This is a genomic window from Leifsonia poae, assembly GCF_050632195.1.
Lineage (GTDB): Bacteria > Actinomycetota > Actinomycetes > Actinomycetales > Microbacteriaceae > Leifsonia > Leifsonia poae_C.
The window spans coordinates 2,819,026-2,840,051 of sequence record NZ_CP192580.1 but is presented as its reverse complement, the minus strand read 5'-3'; the positions used below and the strand labels follow the sequence as shown (position 1 = coordinate 2,840,051).

Below are 21,026 nucleotides of genomic sequence, written 5' to 3'. Positions count from 1 at the left end.
GTTGGATGGCCCCGCGCGCGGTAACGTACCTCTGTGAGCAGACGGAGTTTCCCCCTCGGGAGTGGCCTCCTTTACGGTCTCTACCAGAATCGGCTGAGGCGCAGCCTCACCAAAGACGTCGTGCCCGGTCACGTCGCCATGATCATCGACGGCAATCGCCGCTGGGCTCGGCAGGCGGGGCTCAAAACAGCCGCTCACGGGCATCGCGCGGGCGCGGCGAAGATGCGTGAGTTCCTCGAGTGGTGCGACGACCTCGGGGTCTCGGTCGTCACGCTCTACTTGCTCTCCTCCGACAACCTCACCAACCGCAAGAGCGACGAGCTCTCGGCCCTGATCGAGATCATCGCCGAACTCGCCGACGACCTCTCCCGCTACCGGGACTGGCGTGTGCAGCACGTCGGCAGCACCGCCGGTCTCCCCGAGCCGCTGGTCGCCGCGCTGACTGCGGCCGAACAGCGCACGGCGGACAACAAGGGACTCCACGTGAACCTCGCGGTCGGCTACGGCGGTCGCAAGGAGATCACGGATGCGATGCGCAGTATCGTCGCCGCCCACCACGCCGACGGTGGCAGCCTCGACACGCTCGCGGATCTGCTCACCCCCGACCTGATCGGTGAGCACCTGTATACGGGCGGCCAGCCCGACCCGGACCTGGTGATCCGCACATCCGGAGAACAGCGGCTCAGTGATTTCATGCTCTGGCAGAGTGCTCACAGCGAGTTCTACTTCGTGGAAGCGCTCGGGCCCGACCTTCGCGAGGTCGATTTCCTGCGTGCGGTGCGCGACTATTCGCGGCGGCAGCGCCGCTACGGGAGCTGAACGCCGCGGGTGGCGCGCATCCGGACACCGCACTGAAAGAATGGTGCGGGAGGTTTGACCAGATGACGACCATCGAAGAGTTCGCGGCCGGGTTCACCGAAGAGCCGGGCTACCTGGACTACGGCCGAGTCGGCCCGCTGTCCGCGACCGTGCTGGCCGAGACGATCGGGCAGTACGAGATCCTAGCTAAGAGCCGTTACGGCACTGTCGACAGGATGCGCGGCGAAGACGAGAGACTGCGCGAAGCCGTCTCAGTGCTCACCGGATTCGCGGCCGACCAAGTTGTCTTCCAGCCGAACACGAGCACGGGACTGATGCACGCCATGTTCGGCCTCACCGGTGGCGAGGTGCTGCTGTCGCAGGCGGAGTTCCCGAGCATCACCTACGCGGCGGTCCGCGCATCCCAAGCCATGCACGTCGTCACGCCGACCTGGCTGGAGACGGACCACGGCCGCGTGACGCCCGGGCAGATTCGGGAGCAGATCACATCCGCCACGACAGCGGTCGCGGTCAGCCTCGTCGACTCTCGCACGGGCTACCTCGCCGACATCGACGGCATCCGTCAGGTGATCGGCGACCGGTTGCTCATCGTCGATGCCATCCAAGGCTTCGGTGTGGTCGACGTGCCGTACGAGGTGGCCGATGTCGTCGTCGCCGGTGGCCAGAAGTGGGCTCGTGCGGGATGGGGCACCGGGTTCCTGGCGCTCAGCGAGCGGGCGCTCGACCACCTCACGCCGGTCTTCAGCGGGTTCACCGGAACGGACCGCTTGGAGACGTTCGACGAGGTCATCGAGCCCAGCGCGCTCGCCAAAGCGTTCAGTCTGAGCAATCCGGACTCGGTGGCGCAGGCCCGATTTGCCGCAGCGCTCGAAGAGGTCGCGTCGGTCGGCGTCGCCGTCATCAACCAGGCGATCAGCGACACGGTGGAGCGGGTGATCGATCTCGCGGACGACTTCGCCATCCCGGTCGGCTCGTCCCGCAACCAGGCGGAGCGTGCCGGCATGGTGACCCTGGAACCGAGTGCGGAGCAGCTCACGCTGCTCAGTGCGTCCCTCCACAATCACGGCATCACCGCCACCACGCGACCCGCCTCGGTGCGGGTGAGTGTGCACGCGGGTACGACGGAGGAGACCCTCGAGATGCTGCGCGGCGCGTTCGTGTCGTACGCGTCGGCGTTGTAAGGGCGCGCGTCTCGCTGCTGGCGGGGCGAGTGTGGCGGCCGGATGCGCGGGGCGCGGGCTCTGCGCATCCTGAAGCCGGCTTGTGCTCACGACGCGCGACGGTCGCGCCCCCTCGGACTGGGGGAAGGGTTTACCCAGGCTTAATATTCGGGAGCGGGCGTGTCGCGTGTCGGTGTCGGCCGTGCGGCGTAGCTTCGAGCTATCGGGCATGGCGCCCGATCGAGACGGCCACGTAAGTTCGTTTCGAAACCCAACCGGCCGACTCGCCAAGATGATCCGGGAGCTCTCAGAAGCTGCCGGGGCGGGAGTGGTTGTGGCCGAACAAGGTACCCGACAGCCGGCGCAGGCCGGATCGACGACGCAGCACCTCGAACAGGCCGAGCGCACGTATGTGCTCGACACGTCGGTGCTGCTGTCCGACCCGAAGGCGATCTTCCGGTTCGCCGAGCACGCTGTCGTCATCCCAGTGGTCGTCGTGGGCGAACTCGAGGGCAAACGGAACGATCCCGAGATCGGGTACTTCGCGCGGCAGGCGCTGAGGAACCTCGACGAACTCCGGGTGAAGCACGAGCGCCTCGACTTCCCGATCCCGGTCGGTGACGGCGGATCGCTGCGCGTCGAACTGAATCACTCCAACATGTCGGTGCTTCCGAGCGGTCTGCAACTGGGGGACAACGACTCGCGCATCCTCGCCGTGGCGCTCAACCTGGCCAACGACGGGCTCGCCGTCACGGTCGTCTCCAAAGACCTCCCATTGCGCGTCAAAGCAGCATCGATCGGCCTCGCCGCCGAGGAGTACCGGCACGAACTCGCCGTCGACTCCGGATGGACGGGGCTGGCCGAGATCACCCTCGGCTCCGATGCGATGAACGAGCTCTATGACAACGAGTGGATGCACACCCGCCTGGTCGACGACATGCCCGTCAACACGGGGCTGATCATCCACTCCGACCGTGGATCCGCGCTCGGCCGAGTCACCGGGGAAGGTGCACTTAAGCTGGTCCGCGGCGATCGCGACGTCTTCGGGCTGCACGGGCGGTCGGCCGAGCAGCGTCTGGCGATCGACATGCTGCTGGATCCCGAGATCGGCATCCTGTCGCTCGGAGGTCGGGCCGGAACCGGCAAGTCGGCGCTCGCGCTGTGTGCCGGGCTCGAGGCGGTTCTGGAGCGTCAGCAGCACAAGAAGATCATGGTGTTCCGGCCGCTGTACGCGGTCGGCGGCCAGGAGCTCGGCTACCTCCCCGGCGACCAGGGCGAGAAGATGAACCCGTGGGGACAGGCCGTGTTCGACACGCTGGGCGCGCTCGTCTCCCAGAATGTGCTCGACGAGGTGCTGGATCGCGGGATCCTCGAGGTTCTGCCGCTCACGCACATCCGCGGCCGCTCGCTGCACGACGCTTTCGTGATCGTGGATGAGGCCCAGTCGCTCGAACGCAACGTGCTGCTCACGGTGCTCAGCCGGATCGGCCAGAACTCGCGCGTTGTGCTGACCCACGATGTGGCCCAGCGCGACAACCTGCGGGTCGGCCGGCACGACGGTGTCGCGTCGGTCATCGAGACGCTCAAGGGGCACTCGCTCTTCGGACACATCACGCTGACGCGCTCGGAGCGCTCGGCGATCGCGGCGCTCGTCACCGAGATGCTGGAGGGGAACGAACTGAGCTAAACGGATGTAGGAACGCGCGCGGCGGCGCCGGACCGGGGGTATTCCTCTGGACGGGCGCCGTGGTGCGTTGGGCGGTGGGTGCTTTGGGCGGTGGGTGCGTTTGGCGGTGCGCGCGTGGATGGCGTGTTGGTGCCGCTGGTGTTCGTGCCGTTGTGAGTTGGGATCGCTCCTGTGGATAAGCCGTTTGCGAGGTGCGGGCGACCTAACTTGGAGGCATGGGGGATAGCGCAGGGGAGTCGCACGGGGGAACGATGGTCGGCGTGCGGGTTCGGTCCGCGGGGGTCCGGGGCGGCGAGCGTGGGGAAGACGCTCGTCGCTGCGACTTCGCTTGTCGCGTCGGCCTTGGCGCTGCTGGTCGTGGCACTCGCGAGACTGGGTGGGGAGCCGCCCGTCGTCGTCGCGTGCGGATATGTCGCCGCGGTGACGCTGCCGCTGTGCATGGTCGATCTGCGTGAGCGGCTGCTGCCGAACAGGCTCGTGGTGCCGGGATTCGCGTTCGGTGGGGCGTCGCTCGTGTGGCTTGGGCTGGCCCGAGGGTCTCCGCCTTGGGGTGTCCTCGGGATGTGCACGGCCACGATGGCCGTGTTCGGGGTGCTCGCCGCATTCGGTGGGGTCGGGATGGGGGATGTGAAGTTGGCGGGGATGCTCGCGCTGGCCCTCGGCGCCGGTGGTCTCGGACTGGGGGCTGTCGGCCTGGCGGTCGGGTCCGCTTTTGTTGCGGCGGGGATCGTCGCGGTGGGGGAGATGGTGCTGATGCGGGTTCCGGTGGGGCGGGGGCTGTGGGTGGGGCGAGCGTCGTCGGTGGGGCGCGTCTCTTTGGCAGGCCGGGTTTCGGCGGGGCAGATCTTGTCGGCTGGGCACGGGGAGATACCGTTTGGGCCGCCTCTGCTCGCAGGGTTCTGGGTAGCGGTTGCGGTCGGGTAGGTGAAGTCGGGCGGTGGCTAATGTCGGAGAAGTCGGCCTGAGGGCAGTGAATTTCACCGTAATTACGGAGAAAGCGGGGGCGTCGCGGTGAACTCTCCTGAATAACGGAGGGGGAGTCAGGAGGTAGCGGCGCGAGAACCGGTGGAACGTCGTGGGAACGGGCGAGGCGCCCTCCCCGAGGGGAAGGCGCCTCGTCGGTGCCGGTGAACGCGCCGTGCGGGTTAGCCCGGGTGCGTCATCCGGAGCACGTCGAGTGCTTCGTCGAGCTGTTCGAGGGTGACCTCGCCGCGTTCGACGAAGCCGAGGTCGATGACCGCCTCGCGCACGGTCTGACCATTGGCCACCGAGTGCTTGGCGACCTTCGCGGCCGCCTCGTAGCCGATGACGCGGTTGAGGGGAGTGACGATGGAGGGCGAAGACTCCGCGAGTGCACGCGCGCGGTCTACGTTCGCCTCCAGGCCGGCGATGGTCTTGTCGGCGAGCACCCGGGTGCCCTGGGAGAGCAGGCGGATCGACTCGAGCAGCGCGGTGCCCATGACCGGGATGGCCACGTTCAGCTCGAAGCTTCCGGATGCGCCGCTCCAGGCGATCGTCGCGTCGTTGCCGATCACGCGCGAGGCGACCATCAGCACGGCCTCCGGGATCACCGGGTTGACCTTGCCGGGCATGATCGAGGACCCGGGCTGGAGGTCGGGGATGTGCAACTCACCGAGACCGGTGTTGGGGCCGGAGCCCATCCAGCGCAGGTCGTTGCAGATCTTGGTGAGGCTGACCGCGATCGTTCGGAGAGCGCCGGATGTCTCGACCAGCGCATCCCTGTTGGCCTGGGCTTCGAAGTGGTTGCGCGCCTCGGTGATCGGCAGCTCGGTCTCCTGGGTGAGGAGTTCGATGACCAGCTGGGGGAAGCCGAGCGGGGTGTTGATGCCCGTGCCGACGGCCGTGCCGCCGAGCGGGACCTCCGCGACGCGGTGGAGTGCCGACTGGACGCGCTCGATACCGAGGCGGAGCTGGGCGGCGTATCCCCCGAATTCCTGGCCGAGGGTGACCGGGGTGGCATCCATGAGGTGGGTGCGACCGGCCTTGACCGCGGTCGCCCACAGCTCGGCCTTCTCCTCGAAGGCCACGGCGAGGTGGTCGAGGGCGGGGATGAGGTCGTCGATCAGGGCGCCGGTCACCGCGATGTGCACCGAGGTCGGGAACACATCGTTCGACGACTGCGAGGCGTTCACGTGGTCGTTCGGGTGAACGGGCTGGCCGAGGCGGCGCGAAGCGAGGGTAGCGAGCACCTCGTTCATGTTCATGTTCGAGGACGTGCCTGACCCGGTCTGGTAGACGTCGATCGGGAATTCGCCGTCGTGCGCTCCGGTGACGACCTCGTCGGCGGCAGCGGCGATCGCCTCGGCGATCGACTGGTCGAGAACGCCGAGCTTCGCGTTCGCGAGGGCCGCCGACTTCTTGATGCGGGCGAGGGCGGCGATCTGCGTCGGCTCGAGCACGGAACCCGAGATGGGGAAGTTCTCCACAGCGCGCTGCGTCTGCGCGCCGTAGAGCGCTGCCGCAGGAACGCGGACCTCGCCCATCGTGTCGTGTTCGATGCGGAAGTCGGCGTCCGCCTGGATGTCCACCACGGTGTGTTTTCCTTTCTGGGGCGCGAGGGCGACCGGCGGGTTCGCCGGCGTCCTCGCGCGTTTTACTTGTCGGCGGCCGGGTCGGCCAGTCCGACGACGATGTCGGGAACGACCCGACCTTCTTGAAGCCGGTAGTTGGCACCAACGATAGCCAACGAACCGTCCGCTACGGCAGCGCTGATCAGCTCGGAGCTCTCGAGCAGTTCGCCGACGGTGTCGCGCAGGTGCTCGCGGCCCACCTCGCTCGCATCGATGATCGAGGTGTCGACGACCTGACCGAGCGACGTCTGCGAGACGCGGTGCACGGCGGGGATGATGGGCTGGATGAGCTGGGCGATGTGCGGGGGCAGCGCGTCAGCATCCGGAGCCTGGGAGTCGATAGCGGCCCTGACGGCGCCGCACTCGTCGTGACCGAGCACCAGGATGAGCGGCACGTGCAGCACGGCCACCGCGTACTCGAGGGAGCCGAGCACGGAGTCGGACATGACCTGACCGGCGTTGCGGACGACGAAGGCGTCGCCGAGGCCGAGGTCGAAAATGATCTCGGCGGCTAGCCGGGAGTCGCTGCAGCCGAAGATCGCGGCGAGCGGAGCCTGTCCGCCGGCGACGGTCTCGCGCCGTTCCACATCCTGTCGGGGATGCTCGGGGTCGCCTTCGACGAAGCGCGTGTTCCCGCGCAGCATCTCATCCCACACGCGTGACGGTCGGGGCATGCCCATCAAGAACCTCCGAGTTGGCGAATCTGGCCGGCGAGCGAATGCGCGACGTCCTGGAACTCTGAATCGACGGCAGTGCCGTAGACGACGATCGAACTCTTGCCCGCCGTGGTGACGAGGGCGTAGTCGACGTCTTTGTTGTCCGTACCGGAATTGCGGTTGTCGTAGACATCCCACTTGACGCCGTCGATCGTGGTGGTGCCCTTGATCATCGACTTGTTGACCTGCTCGGCGACCCAGCTGTCGTTGGCGTTGAACCCCTGCCGGATGCCGATGAACTCGCCCTTCGGGGTGAGCAGACCGATGTACCAGGAGTCGACCTTGTCGGGTGTCTTGGTCTGCAATTCGGCGTTGTTCGACTTCCAACCAGCCGGGAGCACCGGTACGAGCAGACGATCGGGCTCCGAGCCCTGGGCCTCGGCCGCGATGGACTTGTAATCGACGGGAGCGGAGACGTCGACCGGATTACCGCGCGGAACCACCAGCACGATGACGGCGACGAGGGCCACCGTCGCGATGAGCGCATAGATCAGGTTGTTGAGGGTCTGCCGATTGCGGTGGTTGCGCGAGTTCTCGGCCTTGCGCTCGGCGGTCTCCTCAGGAGTCTCCGGGCGGCCGAGCTCGGCGACGACCGGCGCGGGTTTCTTGCTGGAACTCATTCGCTGTCAGGGGCTCCCGAACGTGATTCCACGCCCGCGCGGGCCGCTTCGAGGCGGGCCTTCGCGCCGATCAGCCACTCCTCGCAGCGGCGGGCGAGAGCCTCGCCGCGCTCCCAGAGCGCGATCGACTGTTCGAGGGTCGAAGAGCCCTGCTCGAGCTCGGAGACGACGCGCACGAGTTCGTCGCGGGCCTCCTCATAGCTGAGCGAGTCGGTGCTGAGGCTCTTGTCCTCGGTGGTGGGCATGGCATCCATTCTATTTGTCGTCCTGGTCGCCCGCTGAGTGCGCGGTCGCCGTCAGCGATCCGCCCGCCACGGTGACTTTCAGCGCCGTTCCAGCGGGCGCCTCATCCGGCGTGCGGAGCACAGAGCCGCCCGGCAGCTGCACGATCGCGTAGCCGCGGTCGAGCGTGCCCTGTGGTGAGAGGGCTCGCAGTTGTCCACGAAGTTCGGCTGTTCGGGTGTGCTCGCGGTCGATCGCGCGCTCGACGAGCTCGGCGCCGCGTGCGACGAAGCGCGTCAGTTCCTCGGCGCGCGTCTCGACGATCCAGCTCGGGGAGGACAGCGACGGGCGGCTGCGCAAGTGGCCGATCCGGTCGATTTCAGCGGAGATCATATGGGTGAGTCGCACACCGAGCCGTGTGCGGGCCTGCTGCACGCGCACCAGCTCTTCCGCCACATCCGGAACCACCCGCTTGGCGGCGTCGGTGGGGGTGGATGCGCGCAGATCGGCGACCTCGTCGAGCAGCGGTCGGTCGGCCTCATGCCCGATCGCGCTGACGATCGGCGTGACGCAAGCGGCCGCCGTGCGAACCATGGTCTCGTCGCTGAAGCCCAGGAGGTTCTGGAAATCGCCACCGCCGCGCGCCACGATGATGACGTCGACCTCGGGATCGGCGTCGAGCTTTCGCAGCGCGGCCGTCACGTCGGCCACGGTGCGGTCTCCCTGCACGGCGGCGTGGATCGTGCGGAAGCGCACCTGCGGCCACCGCAGTTGGGCGTTGCGCAGCACATCCTTTTCGGCATCGGAGTCTTTGCCCGTGATCAGACCGATGCAGTGGGGCAGGAATGGCAGTCGCTTCTTGCGGTCGAGGGCGAACAGGCCCTCGGCCGTGAGCTCGGCGCGGAGGCGTTCGAGGCGTTCGAGCAGGTCGCCGAGGCCGACGTGGCGCATGTCGAACACCTGCATGGTGAGGGTTCCGCCCTTGACCCAGTAGTTGGGTTTGACGGCGGCGATCACCCTGTCGCCCTGTTTCAGGTCCGCAGGGATGCGCGATTTGACCGACGACCAGATCGTGAAGCTGATCGTCGCGTCTTCGTTCAGATCTTTGAGCTTGCCGTAGACATTGCCGCCGGAGATGCCCCACTGGGTGATCTCGCCCTCGACCCAGGCCGTGCCGAGCCGGTCGATCCAACCGCGGATCTTGCTAGACAGCGTGGCGACGGGCCAGGGGGCTTCGAGGGTCGGCGGTCCGACCTCCATCGATGGCACGGTGGACGTCGACGAGCCCGAGGCGTTCGTCACGGTCGTCTCCCATCGAGTGTTCAGCGCTCTCACCTAGGATCGAAGGGTGAGCGACGCAACCATCAGCCTGCCGATGCCGAGAATCCCCGGTGCGAGAGGCCGGCTCAAGGATACCCCGGTCGTCGGACATAAGCGGGTGCTCCTCGCTGCACCCCGTGGATACTGCGCGGGTGTGGATAGAGCGGTCGTAGCCGTCGAGAAGGCGCTCGAGCACTACGGCGCCCCGGTCTACGTGCGCAAGCAGATCGTGCACAACGTGCACGTCGTCTCGACCCTCGAGCAGCAGGGCGCGATCTTCGTCGACGAGGTCGATGAGGTTCCGACCGGCGCTCACGTCGTCTTCAGCGCCCACGGCGTCTCGCCTGCGGTCGTGCAGTCCGCCGCGGATCGCGGCCTGCAGGCGATCGACGCGACCTGCCCGCTGGTCACCAAGGTGCACCGCGAGGCCGTCCGGTTCGCGCGCGACGACTTCGAGATCCTGCTCATCGGACACGAAGGCCACGAAGAGGTCGAGGGAACGGCGGGCGAGGCTCCCGATCACGTCACCCTCGTCAACGGCCCTGACGATGTCGATCGCATCACCGTGAAGGACCCGGAGAAGGTCGTCTGGCTCTCCCAGACCACGCTGTCGGTCGACGAGACGATGGAGACCGTGCGCCGGTTGCGCGAGCGGTTCCCGCACCTGCAGGATCCCCCAGCGACGACATCTGCTACGCCACCCAGAACCGGCAGGTCGCGATCAAGAAGGTCGCCGAAGACGCCGATCTCGTCATCGTGGTCGGCTCGGCGAACTCGTCCAACTCGGTTCGCCTGGTCGAGGTCGCGCTCGAATACGGCGCCAAGGCCGCGTACCGCGTCGATTACGCCAGTGAGATCAAGCAGGAGTGGCTCGACGGCGTCGCATCCGTCGGTGTGACGAGTGGCGCATCCGTGCCCGAGGTGCTCGTGCAGGAAGTTCTCGACGACCTGAGCGGTGCCGGCTACGGCGACGTGCAGGAGGTCAAGACGGCGGAAGAGGACCTGATGTTCTCGCTTCCGAAGGAGCTGCGCAAGCAGGACACCCGCACGCGCCCGTAATGTCGTGCGCCGCAGTGTTACGTGCGCGGAGCGTTACGACGCGTCGGCCAGGATCTCGTCGGCGTTGCCGGCGATCCACGACATGAGCGGCAGCAGGTGCTCGGTGAGTTCGTGTCCGCGCTCGGTGAGGCTGTAGTCCACTCGGGGCGGGATGGTCGGTTGAGCCGTGCGCAGCACGAACCCGTCCCGCTCGAGCGTCTTCAACGTCTGGGCGAGCATCTTCTCGCTGATGCCCTGCACCGTGCGCCGGAGCTCGCCCCAGCGGTGGTCGCTCTGCGAGAGGGCGACGAGCACGAGCACGCCCCACGTACTGGTGACGTGATTGAGCACGATGCGGCTCGGACACGCGGACGGGAGCACCCCATCCGTGAAGCCGAAGCCGTTCAGTGACTGAAAACTGGTGTCCACGTCAGTAACTTACCAAAAAGTGGGTACCTTCTGTCGGGAAGTATCAGGCGACGCCGTCGGTTGGGGCTGGTGACCGACCGAAAGGAACACACCATGACCATCGTCGTCACCGGAGCATCCGGACACCTCGGACGCCTCGTCGTCGAATCCCTGCTCGCGCGAGGGATCTCCCCGCCGAGATCCGCGCGCTCGGCCGCTCCGAGCAGAAGCTCGCCGAGCTGGCAGCCCACGGCGTGCAGACCGCCGTCATCGACTTCGAGCAGCCCGAGACTCTCGCGCCTGCCTTCGACGGTGCGGACGTGCTGCTCCTGGTCTCCGGCAGCGAGGTCGGCAAGCGCGCCACCCAGCACACGAACGCCATCGATGCCGCGGTCGCTGCGGGCGTCGGACGGATCGTCTACACGAGTGCCGCGCACGCCGGTGAGACCGACCTGGTGCTGGCGCCGGAGCACGTCGCCACCGAGGAGCTCCTCGCCGCGTCCGGGCTGCCGGTGACCATCCTGCGCAACAACTGGTACACCGAGAACTACGTGGGGCAGCTCGACACGGCCGCCGCCACCGGTGAGATCGTGGCGAGCGTCGGCGACGGACGCGTGGCCAGCGCGACCCGCAAGGACTACGCCGATGCCACGGCCGTCGTTCTGACGACGCCCGGCCACGAGGGCGCGGTATACGAGCTCGCGGGTGACACCGCGTGGAGCTTCGCGGAGCTCGCAGACGTGGTCGGCCGCATCCTGGGCCAGGAGGTCGTGTACAAGGCGGTCACGACCGACGAGCACCGCGAGATCCTGATCGGCGCCGGGCTCGACGAGGGCACCGCCGGGTTCGTCGTGACGCTCGACGGCAACATCCGGGACGGCGCGCTCGCGGATGCGGCTCCGACGCTGAGCGAGCTCATCGGCCGGCCGACGACTCCGCTTGAGCAGGGTCTCCGCGAGGCGCGCGAGACGGCCGCGGTCTAGGAGCCAGATGGGGGCGTTCGCGCCCCCATCGCGTTCGTTCCGAACGCGCTAGGGCGTCGGGACGGCCGTGGGCGTGATCCCGCCGTAGTAGTTGAGCAGTGCAGGGTCGGTGGAGATGACCATCGACAGGAAGACGAATAGGGCGATGAACGCGACGATGCCCGCGATGAGCGGCACGTAGAACGAGAGCCTGCGCCGCGCCAGGAGCCAGACGGTGATTCCTGCCGAGATCACCCAGATGACTCCCATCGTGATCGATCCGGCCGTCAGGATGCCCGAGACAGAGGGTGCAGGCGTGTAGTCCCCGAGGTTCTGATTCCCGTGCACGAGTTCGATCGCGGCGGGGAACGCGTTGATCACGGCGATCGAGTACGACATTCCGAGGAAGCCGACGACCAACAGCGCGATCGTCCACCCGATGTTCCACCGGGGCGCCGCACGCCGTAGCTGGGGCGCCATGTACTGGTGGCCCTCGGGCGGATAGGGCTGACCCGGGTACGGCTGACCGGGGTACTGCTGGCCCGGGTACTGCTGGCCGGGGTACTGCTGGCCTTGGTACGGCTGCGGCGGCTGGTTCGCGGACGGCAGGTACGGGACGTGCGGCTGCGCGGGCTGCTGCTGCGCATCCGGACCCTGCTCGCCGAATGCGGGCGCCTCCTGGTCGACCGGTCGCGTGGTGTCGAGCCGATCCTGGTCCGCCGGGGGATGCCAGACCCAGCCCTCGGGCGCCAGCTCGCCGAATTGAGGCCGCGGGCGCTTGTCGGGTTGCTTGTCGTCGTCGGCCATGCGGCCGTCCTCCCCTGGGATGTGGAACGGCGGCCGGGCTCGTCGAACCCCGGCCGCCGCGAGTGCTACTTGCCGGAGTGTCCGGCGGAGCCGAAGCTGCTGCGTAGCCTCGACCACGCGGGCGGCCATGCCGGTCTCGGCGACCTTGCCCCAAGCGCGCGGGTCGTAGACCTTTTTGTTGCCCATCTCGCCGTCGATCTTGAGCACGCCGTCGTAGTTCTTGAACATGTAGTCCGCGATCGTGCGGGTGAACGCGTACTGGGTGTCGGTGTCGACGTTCATCTTCACGACGCCGTTGGCGACAGCCTCGGCGATCTCCTCATCCGTCGAGCCCGAGCCGCCGTGGAAGACGAGGTCGAGGGGCTTGGCGCCGTGGCCGTACTTGGCGGAGACGCCCTCCTGGATCGTCTTGAGCAGTTCCGGGCGCAGCTTGACGTTGCCCGGCTTGTAGACGCCGTGCACATTGCCGAAGGTGAGGGCGGCCATGTAGCGGCCGTTCTCGCCGAGGCCGAGGGCCTCGACGGTCTGGATCGCGTCGTCGAGCGTTGTGTAGAGCTGCTCGTTGATGTCGTGGCTGACACCGTCCTCCTCGCCGCCGACGACGCCGATCTCGACCTCGAGGATCGCGTTGATCGCCTTAGTGCGCTTCAGCATCTCCTCCGCGATCTGCAGGTTCTCGCCGAGCGGCACGGACGAGCCGTCCCACATGTGCGACTGGAAGATCGGGTTGCGACCCGCGCGAACCTCTTCCTCGCTCGCGGCGATGAGGGGGAGAACGAAGCCGTCGAGGGCGTCCTTCGGGCAGTGGTCGGTGTGCAGCGCGACGGTCACCGGGTAGTTCTTCGCAACCTCGGTCGCGAACTTCGCGAAGGCGAGGGCTCCGGATGCGCGGTTCTTGACGGTCTGACCGGCGAAGTAGTCGGCGCCACCGGTGGTGACCTGGATGATGCCGTCGCTGCCGGCCTCAGAAAGCCCCTGGAGCACGGCGTTGATCGTCTGCGATGACGACACGTTGAATGCGGGATAGGCGAACCCACCGGCCTTCGCTTTGTCGAGCATTTCCGCGTATTGATCCGGCGTGGCGATGGGCATTGCGGCTCCTTGAAGTCTGTGTAGCGAACGGGACTCATCATACCGAGGCGCTCTGGGGCGGTCGGCGCGGCCGGATGCGCTTCAGGATGCGCTACCGGATGCGCTACTGGGGGCGATACACGGCGGGTGAACGTTCGTGCGCATCCGGGCCCCGAGGGGGCTCCCGCGGATAAACTTGTTTCGCCGCTGTGAGCGGCGAATTCACTGTCGCAGAATCCGTCCGGGAGGACCCATCATGACCAGTTCCACTCCGCCGAGCACAGACACAGCCACGCTGTATCTGCATCCCGATCGAAACCTGGCGATGGAGCTGGTGCGGGCCACGGAGGCGGCGGCCATCCGTGCGACCCCCTTCATCGGTCGCGGAGACAAGAACGCTGCCGATGGCGCCGCGGTGGATGCGATGCGAAAGTTCCTTGGAACGGTCAACTTCGACGGACTCGTCGTCATCGGCGAGGGCGAGAAGGATCGGGCCCCGATGCTCTTCAACGGCGAGCACGTCGGCAACGGGCGTGGGCCGGCCGTCGACATCGCCGTCGACCCGATCGACGGAACCTCGCTGACCGCCGCGGGGCGTCAGAATGCGCTCTCGGTGATCGCGGTGTCAGACCGCGGCACGATGCTGGATGCGTCGAGCGTCTTCTACATGGACAAAATTGTGACCGGGGCCGAGGGCGCCGGGGTGGTGGACCTGTCTCAGTCGGTTGCGGAGAACATCCGGGAGCTCGCGAAGGCGAAGGGTAAGCCGGTCGGCGAGATGCGGATCGCGGTGCTCGACCGTCCGCGGCACGAAGGACTGATCGAGGAGATCCGGGCGGCCGGCGCCGGCACGCGGTTGCTGCTCGACGGCGACGTGGCGGGCGGCATCAACGCGGCGCGGTACGAGTCGCGCATCGACATGTGCATCGGGATCGGCGGCAGCCCCGAGGGAATCACGACGGCCGCCGCGATCAAGGCGCTCGGCGGCTTCATGCAGGGCAAACTGGCGCCGAAGGATGAGGCAGAGCGCGCGGGCGGCATCGCCGCTGGGCTCGATATGGACAAGATTTACGGCGCTGACGATCTGGTGAAGGGCGACAACACGTTCTTCGTGGCAACGGGTGTCACCGACGGCGGTCTGGTCGAGGGTGTGCGCCGCAAGGGGCCGATCATTCGCACCGAGTCGATCGTCATGCGCTCGAAGAGCGGGACCATCCGTCGCGTGATCGCCGACCACGTCGCGTCGAAGTGGCTCGAGCCCGACCAGCTCTGACCTACACGGTCGCCGGGCACCCGCCCACTTGCGGCAAATCGACCTTCCCGAACGTCGGGAACGTCGATTTGCCGCAACTCGGTGATGAGGGTCAGGCCGACTTGAGGTCTTCGCCGCTCTGTTCTGCGGCGCTCTGCTCGGCGGCGGCCTTCTCCTGAAGGGCGAGCTTGTCGACGCCGTGCATGTCGCGCGGCTCGAGTTCGAGCTCGAGTTCGGTGACGAGTTCGAACGCCGTGATCTCGCGCGGCGACTCCTCGATGCCGTTCAGAACGCCGATGACCTTGGACTCGTCGAGGGCGTTGAGCTTGCGGGCCGCGGGGAACACCTGGCGTTCGAACGAGCCGACGAATCCGTTGTAGTCCTTGACCGTGCGCTCCAGCGAACGGCCGAGCTTCTCGATGTGGCTCGCCGTGGTCGACAGGCGACTGTAGAGCGTGCGACTCAGGTCGAAGAGTTCCTTTGCCTCCTGGGTCAGCACATCCTGTTGCCAGCTGAACGCGACGGTCTTGAGCACTGACCAGAGCGTCACCGGGGAGGCGAGAGCGACCCGCTTGCTGAAGGCGAACTCCATGATCGAGGGGTCGGCCTCCATCGCCGAGGAGACCAGGGACTCGCTCGGGATGAACGCGATCACGAGCTCGGGGAGGAGTCGAGTCCCGCCCAGTACGCCTTGCCGCCGAGGGCGGTGATGTGGTCTCGCACCGCCTTCACGTGTTGCTTGAGCAGGGATTCGCGCCGAGCGCCGTCGAGACCGGTGGCTGTTGCCGGGATTTGGCTCGCCTCGAGGTAGGCGTTGAAGGGAACCTTGGCATCGAGCGCGATGCTCTTGCCGCCCGGAAGGTGCACGATCATGTCCGGTCGGCCGGCGCCCGCATCCGAGTGGATGCTCGACTGCACGTCGAAGTCGACGCGCTCGATCAGGCCGGCGGCTTCGACGACACTGCGCAGTTGGGTCTCGCCCCAGACGCCGCGGGTGCTGTTGGAACGGAGAGCCGAGGCGAGCGCCTCGGCGGTGCTGCGCAGTCGCTCCTCGGACTCGGTCGCCGACTTGAGCTGCTGAGTGAGCTGACCGTGCTGCTGGCTGCGCTGCGCCTCCAGCTCGACGACCTTCTTCTGCATCTCGCTCAGGCTCTCGCGCACCGGCGCGAGAGCCTGGAGCACCTTGCTCTCTGCCTGTTCGCGGGCGGCCGCCTCCTGTGCCTCGGCGCGATGGCGTTCCACGATCTCGCGGTACTGCTCCTGCTGAGCGAGCACCTGCTCTTTGAGCGAGTCGACGGTGGCCTGCGCCGCCGCGAGGTCGCTCGAGATCTCCGCCCGGATCGCCGCTTCGGCCGCCCGCGCCTGGGCCAGTTCCGCCTCGTGCCGAGCCGCGACGACGGCCGGGTCTTCGGTGGCAGCGGCCGGAGCGGCGACGTCTGCGCGGCGACGAAGCAGGGTCGCGACGGCGAAGCCGCCGGCTGCCGCGCCGACGATGAGGCCGCCGAGGAGTCCGAGGAGGAGCGAGAGGATGGGATCCATGCTGTCAGTGTGCCAGTCGCCCCCGACACCGGCCGGTTGCTGCGCCGCCAGCCCGCAAATCGACCCTGACAGACGGATGCGTCGGGCTTGCGACCGCCGCCGAAGCTGGCCTAGGCTGGCAATGTCAATATGTAAGGACATGGAGAGTCGATGACGACAGCACCAGCATCCGGGAGCCCGTTCGACGTGCTCGCCATCGGCCGGGTGGGGGTCGACCTCTACCCGCTGCAGAGCGGCGTCGGGCTCGATGAGGTCGACACGTTCGGCAAGTTCCTCGGCGGCAGCGCCACGAACGTGACGATTGCCGCGGCCCGACACGGTCGCCGCACTGCGATCATCACTCGCACCGGCGAGGACCCCTTCGGTCGTTACATCCACAAGGAACTGCGCAGACTGGGAGTGGACGACCGTTTCGTCTCGGCCGTGCCCGGACTCAAGACGCCGATCACCCTGTGCGAGATCTTTCCGCCCGACGACTTCCCGCTCTACTTCTACCGCGACCCGATCGCGCCCGACCTCGTCATCAACCCGGAGGAGCTGGACGCTGAGGCCATTCGCACCGCCGGTGGCTTCTGGTCGACAGTAACCGGCCTCTCCCGGGAGCCGAGCCGATCGGCTCACCACGCGGCCTGGGCCCATCGTGGCCGCACACCGCTCACGGTTCTGGACCTCGACTACCGGCCGATGTTCTGGGAGTCGCCAACGCTGGCGACGGCCGAGGTCGGTCGCGCCCTGGAGCGTGTCACGGTCGCCGTCGGCAATCGTGAAGAATGTGAGATCGCCGTCGGGGAGACGGATCCCCACCGCGCTGCCGATGCGCTGCTCGACCGCGGCGTCGAACTGGCCGTCGTGAAGCAGGGCCCGCGCGGTGTGCTGGCGAAGACCCGCGACGAGACGGTGGAGGTCGAGGCCTTCCCCGTTGAGGTCGTGAACGGGCTCGGAGCCGGCGACGGATTCGGCGGGGCGCTGTGTCACGGACTGCTGGCGGGCTGGCCGCTCGAACGCGTCATCCGGTTCGCCAATGTCGCCGGGGCAATCGTCGCGACGCGCCTGGAGTGCTCGACGGCCATGCCGACGACGGTGGAGGTCGAGACAGCGATGGAGGTCGGTCATGTCACCGTCTGACGACCGGTTCGCTCGCCTGCGCGAGCTGCGCGCGACCGATCCCGCTCGCCTCGCGGCCCTCGTTGCCGAACGTCCTCGGCCCGTGGCGCGCGCCGACGGGCGCCTCTTCATCCTCGCTGCCGACCATCCTGCGCGCGGCGCTCTCGGAGTCGGTGGCGATTCGATGGCGATGGCCGACCGCTACGAACTGCTCGACCGGCTGGCGACGGCGCTGGAGCGTCCCGGCGTCGACGGCGTGCTCGGCACACCGGACATCATCGAGGACCTCGCCGCGCTCGGTGCCCTCGACGGCAAGATCGTCGTCGGCTCGATGAACCGCGGGGGACTGAAGGATGCGGCGTTCGAAATGGACGACCGCTACACCGCATACGACGTCGACGGCCTCGTCCGATCGGGTGTCGACTTCGGCAAGGTGCTGCTGCGCATCAACCTGGCCGACCCGGGCAGCGCGGCCACTCTGGAGGCGACCGCGCGCGCAGTCTCCGCCGCCGCTGCGGCCCGGCTGCCGATCATGGTCGAGCCGTTCATGAGTGCGTGGCACGATGGGCGCATCCTCAACGATCTGACTCCGGATGCCGTGATCACCTCGATCGCGATCGCCTCCGGTCTCGGCGCAAGCTCGGCGTACACCTGGCTGAAGCTGCCCGTCGTGGCCGAGATGGAGCGGGTGATGGCGGCGACCACGCTGCCGACGCTGCTCCTCGGCGGCGACCCGAGCGCGCATCCGGATGCCATCTATGCATCGTGGGCGAACGCGCTCGCGCTGCCGGGCGTGCGCGGACTCGTCGTCGGGCGCACGCTCCTCTACCCACCCGACGGCGATGTCGTCAGTGCCGTGGACACTGCCGCCGCGCTCGTCCACCCCGACCGCTGAGCAAGGATGCTGAGATGACCGACCACTTCTTCCCCCGCGGCACGCTCGCCGACGGCGCGCTCGATGTTGCGGTGCGGCCGAACGGCGACGACTGGAACTACACCGGCCTCGACGTCGCGACGCTTGATCCCTCCGAGCCGTGGGAACTGGAACTCGACGGCCGGGAGGGCATCGTCGTTCCACTCTCCGGTCGCTGCACGGTGACCGTGCAGGGCGACCGTGAGTACGCGCTCGCCGGTCGCCCGAGCCCGTGGGGTGTGACGGATGTGCTCTACCTGCCCGTCGGCACCCGCGCGACGGTCACGTCGGCCGAGGGGGCGCGAATCGCGCTGCCGTGGGCGGTGGCCGAGGTGGCGTATCCGGTGCAATATCTGGCCCGGGATGCGGTCTCCACCGAACTCCGCGGAGCGGGCATCTGCAGTCGGCAGGTCAACAACTTCGGCACACCGGCGGCGATTCAGGCGGACAGGCTGATCGCGTGCGAGGTCATGCATCCGGGTGGAACGTGGTCGTCCTATCCGCCGCACAAGCACGACGCTGACGGCCCGCACGAGACCGAGCTCGAGGAGATCTACTACTTCGAGGTGGCACCGTCGCCGAGCGGCACGGAGGGTTTCGCGCTGCACCGGGTGTCCGCATCCGGCGCCGGGGACATCGACGTCACCGAGGAGGTCCGCAGCGGCGACGTGGTGACCATCCCGTTCGGCTATCACGGGCCGACGGTGGCGGCTCCCGGCCACGACCTGTACTACTTGAACGTGATGGCCGGCCCGCGCACCGACGCGCATCCTGACCGCGAATGGCTGATCAGCGACCACCCCGATCACGCCTGGATCCGCGAGCAGTGGGTGACCGAAGAGGTCGACCCGCGGCTGCCCTTCACCGCAGACACCCTAGGAGCCACCTCATGAGCGGTACCGTCCGTCTGACCGTCGGCCAGGCCGTCGTGCGCTTTCTCGGGGCGCAGCACACTCTGCGAGACGGTGTCGAGCACCGGCTGATCGAGGGGTTCTTCGGCATCTTCGGACACGGCAACGTCGCCGGTCTCGGCCAGGCGCTGCTGCAGAGCGATGTCGACGAGCCCGGACGCATGCCGTACTGGCTGGCACGCAACGAGCAAGGTGCTGTGCACGCGGCCGCCGCGTTCGCGAAGCACCGCAACCGGCTCTCGACTCTCGCGGTCACGACCTCGATCGGACCGGGCGCGACCAACATGGTGACGGGCGCCGCGCTCGCCACGGTGAACCGCATCCCTGTGCTGCTGTTTCCGGCTGATGTGTTCGCCAGTCGTAACCCCGATCCGGTGCTGCAGCAGCTGGAGCGCCCGGATGCACGCGACGTGACCGTGAACGACGCTTTCCGCCCCGTTTCGGCATTCTTCGACCGGGTCTGGCGACCCGAGCAGCTGCCTGCCGCACTGCTCGGAGCGATGGAGGTGCTGACCGATCCCGCACGCACCGGGGCGGTGACGATCGCGCTGCCTCAGGATGTGCAGGCCGAGGCCCACGACTGGCCCACGAAGCTCTTCGAGAAGCGGGTGTGGCGCGTCGCCCGCCAGCGTCCCGACCTGGATGCCGTCGCAGAGGCGGCCGCGGTCATTGCTTCTGCAGAGCGTCCGTTCATTGTGGCGGGCGGCGGCGTCCACTACTCGGAGGCCGAGGATGCGCTGGCCGCGTTCGCCGACCGGCACGGCATCCCCGTCGGCCAGACTCAGGCGGGCAAGGGCGCGCTGCCCAACGGGCATCCGTTCGACGTCGGGGGAGTCGGCGCGACCGGCACGACCGCGGCAAACGCGCTCGCTGCGACAGCGGACGTCGTGATCGGGATCGGGACGCGCTATTCGGACTTCACCACCGCATCCCGGTCGCTTTTTGCCAACCCTGACGTGCGATTCGTGAACATCAACGTCGGCTCGCCCGACGCCGCCAAGCTCTCGGGAGTCGCGGTGACGGGCGATGCGCGTGAGGGGATCGCAGCACTGTCAGACGCGCTCGCCGCGTACTCGACGACAGGCGACTACCGAACCGAGGTCGAGCGGGCACGCGCCGACTGGTCGTCCGCCCGTTCGCGAATCATTTCCCGAGACTGGCTCACCGAGGGCGGCACCGGCCGCACGTCCCAGGTCGAGCTGCTGGGCATCCTGAACCAAGAGGTCGGCGATCAGGATGTCGTGATCAACGCAGCAGGGTCCGCCCCCGGCGACCTGCACAAGCTGTTCGAGCCCCGCTCGCCCAAGCAGTATCACGTGGAGTACGGCTTCTCCACGATGGGCTACGAGATCGCGGGCGCGCTCGGGGTGAAGATGGCCGAGCCCGGCATCCAGGTGGTCGCGATCGTCGGCGACGGCTCGTACCTGATGCTCGCGCAGGAGATCGTGACGGCGGTGGCCGAGGGCATCAAGCTCGTCGTCGTGCTGATCGACAACGCGGGATTCGCCTCGATCGGCAACCTGTCGGAGTCGGTCGGGTCTCAGCGGTTCGGAACGCAGTACCGCTTCGGCGAGGCAGCGGGATCGGCCGCTGGAGGCGCGCTTCCTGTGGACCTCGCGCTCAATCTCCAGAGCCTCGGCGCCGACGTACTGCGAGCATCCACTTCGTCCGAGTTCCGGGATGCGCTGCGCCGGGCTCTCGACGCCGAGTCGACGACCGCGGTCTACATCCAGACCGACCCGCTGGCGCCCGGATCGGGCGACGGAGCGTGGTGGGAGGTTCCGGTCGCCGAGGTGTCGACGCTCGAGAGCACCCAAGAGGCGCGATCGGCCTATGAAGCCGACCGTCGGGCGCAGCGACCGTACCTGTGATGCGCAGATGTGCGC

The 21,026-nt window shown here is 67.8% G+C and carries 18 protein-coding genes and 3 pseudogenes; 11 read left to right on the top strand and 10 right to left on the bottom strand.

The window, feature by feature from the left end; translation table 11 throughout:
- Positions 1-33 precede the first annotated feature (33 nt).
- From ACQ86A_RS14370 to ACQ86A_RS14355, 4 genes are all read left to right on the top strand, one after another.
- Positions 34-819 (top strand): isoprenyl transferase, encoded by a 786-nt coding sequence (locus ACQ86A_RS14370; protein WP_431277656.1) that lies wholly within the window; start codon positions 34-36, stop codon positions 817-819.
- A gap of 62 nt (positions 820-881) precedes the next feature.
- Positions 882-2,000 (top strand): aminotransferase class V-fold PLP-dependent enzyme, encoded by a 1,119-nt coding sequence (locus tag ACQ86A_RS14365; protein ID WP_431277655.1) that lies wholly within the window; start codon positions 882-884, stop codon positions 1,998-2,000.
- 271 nt (positions 2,001-2,271) lie between these two features.
- The gene (locus ACQ86A_RS14360) at positions 2,272-3,666 is read left to right on the top strand and encodes a PhoH family protein (protein WP_431277654.1); all 1,395 of its coding nucleotides are present in this window, start codon (positions 2,272-2,274) and stop codon (positions 3,664-3,666) included.
- Between the two features lie 297 nt (positions 3,667-3,963).
- Complete coding sequence (locus tag ACQ86A_RS14355; protein WP_431277653.1) at positions 3,964-4,590, top strand: prepilin peptidase; 627 nt, start codon at positions 3,964-3,966, stop codon at positions 4,588-4,590.
- A gap of 221 nt (positions 4,591-4,811) precedes the next feature.
- Here ACQ86A_RS14355 and ACQ86A_RS14350 read toward each other — a convergent pair whose 3' ends face one another.
- From ACQ86A_RS14350 to xseA, 5 genes are all read right to left on the bottom strand, one after another.
- On the bottom strand, positions 4,812-6,170 hold the full coding sequence (locus ACQ86A_RS14350) for a class II fumarate hydratase (protein ID WP_431280456.1): 1,359 nt from the start codon (positions 6,168-6,170) through the stop codon (positions 4,812-4,814).
- 110 nt (positions 6,171-6,280) lie between these two features.
- Complete coding sequence (locus ACQ86A_RS14345) at positions 6,281-6,937, bottom strand: carbonic anhydrase (RefSeq protein WP_431277652.1); 657 nt, start codon at positions 6,935-6,937, stop codon at positions 6,281-6,283.
- Positions 6,937-7,593 carry a DUF4245 domain-containing protein gene (locus ACQ86A_RS14340; RefSeq protein WP_431277651.1) on the bottom strand — a complete coding sequence of 219 codons (657 nt, stop codon included), beginning with the start codon at positions 7,591-7,593 and terminating at the stop codon, positions 6,937-6,939. Before ACQ86A_RS14340 ends, ACQ86A_RS14345 begins: the two co-directional genes overlap by 1 nt.
- Complete coding sequence (locus ACQ86A_RS14335; protein ID WP_431277650.1) at positions 7,590-7,847, bottom strand: exodeoxyribonuclease VII small subunit; 258 nt, start codon at positions 7,845-7,847, stop codon at positions 7,590-7,592. The genes ACQ86A_RS14340 and ACQ86A_RS14335 overlap by 4 nt, the downstream gene beginning before the upstream one ends.
- Position 7,848: 1 nt before the next feature.
- A complete protein-coding gene (gene xseA / locus ACQ86A_RS14330; protein ID WP_431280455.1) occupies positions 7,849-9,075 on the bottom strand; it encodes an exodeoxyribonuclease VII large subunit in 1,227 nt (408 codons plus the stop codon).
- A 115-nt stretch (positions 9,076-9,190) separates the two neighbouring features.
- Here xseA and ACQ86A_RS14325 point away from each other — a divergent pair.
- Positions 9,191-10,194: pseudogene (locus ACQ86A_RS14325) on the top strand (4-hydroxy-3-methylbut-2-enyl diphosphate reductase).
- Between the two features lie 33 nt (positions 10,195-10,227).
- Here the strand turns inward: ACQ86A_RS14325 and ACQ86A_RS14320 are convergent.
- The gene (locus ACQ86A_RS14320) at positions 10,228-10,602 is read right to left on the bottom strand and encodes a winged helix-turn-helix transcriptional regulator (RefSeq protein ID WP_431277649.1); all 375 of its coding nucleotides are present in this window, start codon (positions 10,600-10,602) and stop codon (positions 10,228-10,230) included.
- A 93-nt stretch (positions 10,603-10,695) separates the two neighbouring features.
- Between ACQ86A_RS14320 and ACQ86A_RS14315 the strand changes: the two are divergent.
- Positions 10,696-11,564 (top strand): annotated as a pseudogene (locus tag ACQ86A_RS14315) (SDR family oxidoreductase).
- A gap of 48 nt (positions 11,565-11,612) precedes the next feature.
- Here the strand turns inward: ACQ86A_RS14315 and ACQ86A_RS14310 are convergent.
- Both ACQ86A_RS14310 and fbaA read right to left on the bottom strand, forming a co-directional pair.
- Complete coding sequence (locus ACQ86A_RS14310; protein ID WP_431277648.1) at positions 11,613-12,350, bottom strand: DUF6264 family protein; 738 nt, start codon at positions 12,348-12,350, stop codon at positions 11,613-11,615.
- 65 nt (positions 12,351-12,415) lie between these two features.
- Positions 12,416-13,442 (bottom strand): annotated as a pseudogene (gene fbaA / locus ACQ86A_RS14305) (class II fructose-bisphosphate aldolase).
- 235 nt (positions 13,443-13,677) lie between these two features.
- On the opposite strand from fbaA, the gene glpX reads away from it, so the two are divergent.
- Positions 13,678-14,694 (top strand): class II fructose-bisphosphatase, encoded by a 1,017-nt coding sequence (gene glpX / locus ACQ86A_RS14300; RefSeq protein ID WP_431277647.1) that lies wholly within the window; start codon positions 13,678-13,680, stop codon positions 14,692-14,694.
- A 91-nt stretch (positions 14,695-14,785) separates the two neighbouring features.
- Here glpX and rmuC read toward each other — a convergent pair whose 3' ends face one another.
- Both rmuC and ACQ86A_RS14290 read right to left on the bottom strand, forming a co-directional pair.
- On the bottom strand, positions 14,786-15,328 hold the full coding sequence (gene rmuC / locus ACQ86A_RS14295; RefSeq protein ID WP_431277646.1) for a DNA recombination protein RmuC: 543 nt from the start codon (positions 15,326-15,328) through the stop codon (positions 14,786-14,788).
- Positions 15,325-16,212 carry a DNA recombination protein RmuC gene (locus tag ACQ86A_RS14290; RefSeq protein WP_431277645.1) on the bottom strand — a complete coding sequence of 296 codons (888 nt, stop codon included), beginning with the start codon at positions 16,210-16,212 and terminating at the stop codon, positions 15,325-15,327. The genes rmuC and ACQ86A_RS14290 overlap by 4 nt, the downstream gene beginning before the upstream one ends.
- 150 nt (positions 16,213-16,362) lie before the next feature.
- On the opposite strand from ACQ86A_RS14290, the gene iolC reads away from it, so the two are divergent.
- Genes iolC through iolD form a run of 4 tightly spaced genes read left to right on the top strand, consistent with a single transcriptional unit; the run spans position 16,363 to position 21,011 of the window.
- Positions 16,363-17,337 carry a 5-dehydro-2-deoxygluconokinase gene (gene iolC / locus ACQ86A_RS14285; RefSeq protein ID WP_431277644.1) on the top strand — a complete coding sequence of 325 codons (975 nt, stop codon included), beginning with the start codon at positions 16,363-16,365 and terminating at the stop codon, positions 17,335-17,337.
- The gene (locus ACQ86A_RS14280) at positions 17,324-18,211 is read left to right on the top strand and encodes a class I fructose-bisphosphate aldolase (protein WP_431277643.1); all 888 of its coding nucleotides are present in this window, start codon (positions 17,324-17,326) and stop codon (positions 18,209-18,211) included. The genes iolC and ACQ86A_RS14280 overlap by 14 nt, the downstream gene beginning before the upstream one ends.
- 14 nt (positions 18,212-18,225) lie before the next feature.
- A complete protein-coding gene (gene iolB, locus ACQ86A_RS14275; protein ID WP_431277642.1) occupies positions 18,226-19,122 on the top strand; it encodes a 5-deoxy-glucuronate isomerase in 897 nt (298 codons plus the stop codon).
- Positions 19,119-21,011, top strand: coding sequence for a 3D-(3,5/4)-trihydroxycyclohexane-1,2-dione acylhydrolase (decyclizing) (gene iolD, locus ACQ86A_RS14270; RefSeq protein WP_431277641.1), 1,893 nt, complete (start codon positions 19,119-19,121; stop codon positions 21,009-21,011). The genes iolB and iolD overlap by 4 nt, the downstream gene beginning before the upstream one ends.
- Positions 21,012-21,026: the final 15 nt, after the last annotated feature.